Raw genomic sequence first — 3,901 nt, 5'->3', positions numbered from 1 at the left:
GGGTGCCCGCGAGCGGTGGTGAAGTGAATCCGGTGGTGCTCGGCGCCGCCCATCTCGCCGGTGTCGATCGGGTGTTCACCATCGGTGGCGCGCAGGCGATCGCCGCGCTCGCCTATGGCACGGCGACGATCCCGGCCGTCGACAAGATCGTCGGCCCCGGCAATGCCTATGTCGCTGCTGCCAAGCGCCTGGTGTTTGGTCGCGTCGGCATCGACTCCATTGCCGGCCCGAGCGAAATCGTCGTCATCGGCGATGGCCTGACCGACCCGCGCTGGATCGCGATGGATCTGTTCAGCCAGGCCGAACACGACGAAGTCGCCCAGAGCATTCTGATTTCGCCGAGTGCCGAACATCTCGACGCGGTGTTCGCGGCGATGAACGCGCGCCTCGCCGAGTTGCCGCGTGCCGACATCGTTCGCCAGTCGATTGCCGGCCGTGGTGCGCTGATCCTGGTCCGCGATCTTGCCGAAGCTGCGCAAGTCTCCAATCGCATTGCGCCGGAACATCTGGAGTTGTCGGTCGCCGAGCCGCGTGCGCTGCTGGAATCCATTCGCCATGCCGGCGCCGTGTTCCTTGGCCGTCATGCGCCGGAAGCTTTCGGCGACTACTGCGCCGGCCCCAACCATGTGCTGCCGACTTCGCGCGCGGCACGCTTCTCGAATCCACTCGGCGTCTATGAATTCCAGAAGCGTTCGAGTCTGATCGAAGTCACGCCAAGCGGCGCGAAGGTGCTGGCCGACATCGCCGGCACCATCGCCGACGCCGAAGGCCTGCAGGCGCATGCCGCCAGCGCGCGCGATCGCGGCTGAGCTCGATTCAGAGCAAAGAGCGCAAGCGTTATCGAGATCACGGATCGCCTGGCGATCGGATTTTAATGTGAGCCGTATCACTGTTTTCCGCTCCGCGAAGGCCAAGTATTGGCCCGCGCCGGACAGGAGCAGAATCAGAAGTTGCCTCCATCGACGCAATCCTCCGTCACACATGCAAGGGAGCGTTGATCATGAAAATCCTCAAGGGAATTCTGGCTGGCGTGGTGCTCGCATTCTCGTCGCTGGTCTGGGCGGCATCGATTGATGTCAATACCGCCGATGCGAAGACACTGGAAACGCTGAATGGAGTCGGTCCGGCGAAAGCGGCAGCGATCGTCGAGTACCGGACCAAGAACGGGCCGTTCAAGACGGTCGACGATCTGGAGAAGGTGCCGGGTATCGGTGCGGCAACAATCTCCAAGAACAAGGACAGTCTGTCGGTCAGCGGCAAGGCCGCGGCAGCCGCCAAGCCGACGGCGAAGTAGACCGCCGCTTTCGGCCACGGGCGCAAGGACTCAAGCCATCGGCGCGAGTCCTTGCACGCTTCGACTTCCCAATATGTGTTCAAGGGTCTGATGGGTCCAGACATGTCCCAATCGCAGACCCCCGCTCAACTGGTCGGCCCTGAATTGCTGGCCGGCTTCGTGCCGATGAGCGCGCTCGCCGCGGAGTCTCTGCAGCGGCTCGCCAAGCAGGCGGCCATTCATGCGCATCCGGCCGGCAGCGTGCTGTTCCGGGCCGGACAGACGCAGACCAAGGCCTGGTATCTGCTGCGCGGCCAGGTTCGCCTGCGCGATGCCAATGGCTGGACCTTGGTCGATGTGAAGGCCGGGGAGGCGCGGGCGCAGCAGTGCCTGTCGGCGCCGCCGGCGGTCGATGTGTCGGCTGTGTGCGTCGGCCCGGTTGAAGTGCTGGTGGTCGACGCTGGCTTGCTCGATGTGCTGCTGACCTGGGAGCAGGGCGTGGCCTGCGAGGTCGCGGCGATCAGCGAAGTGACGGCCGATGACTGGATGACCCGGCTGCTGCAGCGGCCATCGTTCCAGCGCTTGCCGCCGGCGAATCTGCAGGCGCTGTTCCAGCGGCTGGATACGATCGCGGTCGTCGAAGGCGAGGTGGTGATCGAGCAGGGCGCGGCGGGCGATTACTTCTACGTGATCGTCGAAGGCCGTTGCCGGATCGTCCATCGCGGCATGAGCAAACAGACGCTGACTCTGGCCGAGTTCGGCCCTGGTGACTGCTTTGGCGAAGAAGCCTTGATCGCTGGCCTGCCGCGCAATGCCAGCGCGACGATGCTGACGGCCGGCACGCTCAAACGCCTGGCCCGGCGTGATTTCGAGGAACTGCTGAACGAGCCCTTGCTGGTCCGGCTCGATCGAGCGACGGCAAAGGCGCAGGTCGAGGCCGGCGTGGCGCAATGGCTGGATGTGCGGCTGCCCAGCGAGTACGAAGCGGGGCATCTGTCCGGCAGCATCAATCTGCCGCTGAGGCTGCTCCGATTGAAGGCTTCGACCCTGGATCGTCAGCGGCTGCAGGTCTGCGTCTGTGATACCGGTCGCCGTGGTGCGGTGGCGGCATTCTTGCTTGCGCAGCGCGGTATCTCGGCAGCAGTGCTGGCTGGCGGCCTGCGCGGTAGCTGAGTTTCTGGAGCGGGGCGCTCAGGCGCGGTGATACGGATGGTTGTTGAGCAGGCTCCAGGCTCGGTACAACTGCTCGGCGACGATCACCCTTACCAGCGCATGCGGAAAGGTCAGCTTCGATAGCGACCACTTGGCATCGGCTCTTGCCAGGACCGCTGGCGCATGGCCATCCGGCCCGCCGATCAGCAGCGCGACATCGCGGCCGTCCTGCATCCAGGCTTTCAGCGACTTCGACCAGGCGACGGTATCGGGCTGCGTGCCGTGCTCGTCGAACGCGATGATCCGGGCCTCGCCGGCCGCTTTCAGCAAGCGCTCGCCTTCGGCTTCGCGCAGGCGCGGGATATCGGCGTTCTTGCCGCGATGCTCGACTGCGAGTTCAACCAGCTCCAGCTTCAGCTCGCGCGGCAGGCGGGCCGCGTAATCCTCGTAGCCGGACGCGATCCAGTCCGGCATGCGCGTGCCGATCGCGATCAGGCGGATGCGCATCGGCTAGTCCCTCGCTGCGAACCGCTTCAGGCGCTGCGGACGGCCGGTTCGCGCTGGGTGAAGTCCCAGAGCTTTTCGAGCTGGTAGAACGCGCGCGTCTGCGCCTGCATCACGTGAATGATGACGCCGCCGAGGTTGACCAGCACCCACTCGCCCTCGTTCAGGCCTTCGACGCCCACCGGCCGGTGACCGTTTTCCTTGGCCTTGTCGATGACGCTGTGCGCCAGCGAAGCCGCGTGGCGGTTCGAGGTGCCGGTGGCGATCACCATGATGTCGGTGATCGAGGTCAGCTTCGAGACGTCGAGCACCTTGATGTCGACCGCTTTCAGGTCTTCGAGGGCAGTGACGGCCAGCGCGCCGAGCTCGGTCGACGAGGCGTGGGAATTGACAGCGGCTTTTTCAGTCATGGGCGGGGTCTTTGTCTTCATCAATGGTGAGTGCGCGAACGTCCTCGGAGGTCAGGGAACGGATGACAGCTTCAGGCACCAGACCGCGAACACTGCGGCCGGCTTGCAGCAAAGCTCGAATGCGGGTGGCCGAGATCGCCAGCGGCGGCAGGCTGACCGGTAGCCACAGGCCGGCAGACTGACGACTCAGCGCTTCGACCGACGCCACTGTCCGGTCATGCAGAAACTCGGCCAGTTCTGTGGCCGGGACATCGGCCGGATGCGGACGCTGGACGACGACGATATGCGCCAGGTCGAACAGTTCGCGCCAGCGATGCCAGGTATGCAGGCGATTGGCGGCGTCGTCACCGAGCAGCAGATGCAGGCGCGTCGCCGGCGCTTCGGCCTTCAGCGCCGCCAGCGTGTCGAAGGTATAGGACGGATGCTGCTGCGCGCGTGCGCGGCGCAGTTCGCGGTCGTCGACGATCAGGCCCGGCTCATCACCGACCCCGAGCCGGGCCCATTCCAGCCGCCGTTCGGCGCTGACGCCGGGGGCGGCGCGGTGCGGCGGGCGGGCGCTCGG

6 protein-coding genes are annotated in these 3,901 nt (G+C 65.6%); 3 read left to right on the top strand and 3 right to left on the bottom strand.

Features of this window, described 5'->3' with window-relative positions:
• The 3 genes from hisD to Q0D45_RS03060 all read left to right on the top strand — a co-directional run.
• Window positions 1-809, top strand: an 809-nt coding sequence (gene hisD, locus Q0D45_RS03070; RefSeq protein ID WP_293388345.1) for a histidinol dehydrogenase, incomplete at its 5' end; no start/stop codon positions are given.
• Window positions 810-1,000: 191 nt separating this feature from the next.
• Window positions 1,001-1,294, top strand: a complete 294-nt coding sequence (locus tag Q0D45_RS03065) for a ComEA family DNA-binding protein (protein WP_293388343.1) — start codon at window positions 1,001-1,003, stop codon at window positions 1,292-1,294.
• Between the two features lie 102 nt (window positions 1,295-1,396).
• Window positions 1,397-2,446: a cyclic nucleotide-binding domain-containing protein gene (locus Q0D45_RS03060; protein WP_293388340.1), complete on the top strand. Its 1,050-nt coding sequence runs from the start codon at window positions 1,397-1,399 to the stop codon at window positions 2,444-2,446.
• Between the two features lie 18 nt (window positions 2,447-2,464).
• On the opposite strand, the gene rlmH is transcribed toward Q0D45_RS03060, so the two are convergent.
• The 3 genes from rlmH to Q0D45_RS03045 form a co-directional block, all read right to left on the bottom strand.
• A complete protein-coding gene (gene rlmH / locus Q0D45_RS03055; RefSeq protein ID WP_293388337.1) occupies window positions 2,465-2,932 on the bottom strand; it encodes a 23S rRNA (pseudouridine(1915)-N(3))-methyltransferase RlmH in 468 nt (155 codons plus the stop codon).
• A 26-nt stretch (window positions 2,933-2,958) separates the two neighbouring features.
• Window positions 2,959-3,339: a ribosome silencing factor gene (gene rsfS / locus Q0D45_RS03050; RefSeq protein ID WP_293388334.1), complete on the bottom strand. Its 381-nt coding sequence runs from the start codon at window positions 3,337-3,339 to the stop codon at window positions 2,959-2,961.
• Window positions 3,332-3,901: nicotinate-nicotinamide nucleotide adenylyltransferase (locus tag Q0D45_RS03045; protein ID WP_293388331.1), on the bottom strand; the 570-nt coding region annotated here is incomplete at its 5' end. The genes Q0D45_RS03045 and rsfS, both read right to left, overlap by 8 nt.

Origin of the sequence: Nevskia sp. (assembly GCF_023266035.1) — a bacterium.
Taxonomy (GTDB): domain Bacteria; phylum Pseudomonadota; class Gammaproteobacteria; order Nevskiales; family Nevskiaceae; genus Nevskia.
This window is presented reverse-complemented; position numbering and strand designations above follow the sequence as displayed.

Excerpts from the sequence above, each read along its gene's own strand:
- Q0D45_RS03060 (WP_293388340.1), top strand. The coding sequence starts at position 1,397 with ATGTCCCAATCGCAGACCCCCGCTCAACTGGTCGGCCCTGAATTGCTG.
- Q0D45_RS03065 (WP_293388343.1), top strand. The coding sequence starts at position 1,001 with ATGAAAATCCTCAAGGGAATTCTGGCTGGCGTGGTGCTCGCATTCTCG.
- rlmH (WP_293388337.1), bottom strand. The coding sequence starts at position 2,932 with ATGCGCATCCGCCTGATCGCGATCGGCACGCGCATGCCGGACTGGATC.
- rsfS (WP_293388334.1), bottom strand. The coding sequence starts at position 3,339 with ATGACTGAAAAAGCCGCTGTCAATTCCCACGCCTCGTCGACCGAGCTC.